Below are 1427 nucleotides of genomic sequence, written 5' to 3' on the forward strand. Positions count from 1 at the left end.
TGGACAGGTTACACTAAACTAGACTATTTCGTTAAGGTCGGTTAAACTTGTGGGACTAATCACCCGAGGGAGAGACCAATCATGGAAAAAAGAGCACGCCGATCATTCTCAAAAGAATTTAAAGAACAAGTTGTCAAACTGTACCTAGCTGGAAAACCTAGAAACGAGATTATTAAAGAGTATGAGTTAACGCCATCAGCCTTTGACAAGTGGATTCGTCAACACAAGGAGACGGGTTCATTCAAAGAAAAAGATAACCGCACACCTGAACAAGAAGAACTGATTCGCTTACGGAATCAAAATAAACAACTCGCAATGGAAAATGATATTTTAAAGCAAGCAGCGCTGATCATGGGACGAAAATAAATGTGATAAGAAAAAACCGTCACAAGTATTCGATATCAGCGATGTGTACTCTGTTACAAGTCCCGCGATCGACGTATTACTACGTCGCAACCAAACGTGATAATCGAGATAAAGAAATCACAGAAGCCATTATAAAAATCTTTCATGCGAGCCGTCGCATCTACGGTGGTCGTAAAATCAAAGAAGAGCTAGATGGTCTAGGTTACAAGGTATCTCGACGCCGCATTGGCCGAATCATGAAAGAACAAGGCTTAGTGTCAAAATATACAATGGCACAGTTCAAACCACAGAAATCTAAAGTGAATGAAGATGTCACAACGAACACGTTAAATCGTGAATTTGATAATCGCGAAGAACTTGAAGTGGTTGTCAGTGATTTAACCTACGTCAGAGTCGGTCAAAAATGGCACTATATTTGTGTATTAATTGATCTTTTTAACCGAGAAATTATCGGTCATAGTTCTGGTCCTAACAAGACCGCAGAGCTTGTCACTCGTGCCTTTGCTTCAGTAAGAACTAATCTACATCGGCTTAAATTATTCCACACAGATAGAGGGAGTGAATTCAAAAATAAAAGTATTGATGAAGCATTAGATACCTTCGGTATCGAACGTTCACTCTCAGCAAAAGGTACACCATACGATAATGCCGTCGCAGAAGCTGCATTTAAAACACTAAAAACAGAATTTATTTTATATGAGCAATTTGCTTCGCAAGAAGCGTTAGATCTTGGTTTATTCGACTATGTTAATTGGTATAACAACGTCAGGATACACGGTTCACTAAGCTATCAAACGCCCGCTGAATATAAGAAAAATAGAGCTATACACTCAGCATCATAAGGAGACGCGCGCTTTATTTGGAGAAGCGAGCGTGCTAGCCTGTATGGCAGAGCCAGATGTTTTCATCATCTGGTTGCCGGGCTCGATTGCATGCGAGCAGAGGCTCCAAGTCAAGTGACAATAAGTTTGCAGTGTTAATGTAAGCATTTAAAATACTAAGAAGCGATAGTCCGAGTTGCACTCCTTAAAAAAATTGTACAGTTTTGTGTTGACATACCA

1 protein-coding gene is annotated in these 1427 nt (G+C 39.9%); it reads left to right on the forward strand.

All coding sequences use genetic code 11. The features are described 5' to 3' along the window. Positions 1 to 81 precede the first annotated feature (81 nt). Positions 82 to 1208 (forward strand): IS3 family transposase gene (locus BM098_RS13215; RefSeq protein ID WP_089834126.1). Its coding sequence is split into 2 segments (ribosomal slippage): positions 82 to 331 and positions 331 to 1208, totalling 1128 coding nucleotides; the frame shifts between segments, so codons are not numbered across the junction. Positions 1209 to 1427 lie beyond the last annotated feature (219 nt).

Source organism: Halolactibacillus halophilus (assembly GCF_900115605.1).
GTDB lineage: Bacteria > Bacillota > Bacilli > Bacillales > Amphibacillaceae > Halolactibacillus > Halolactibacillus halophilus.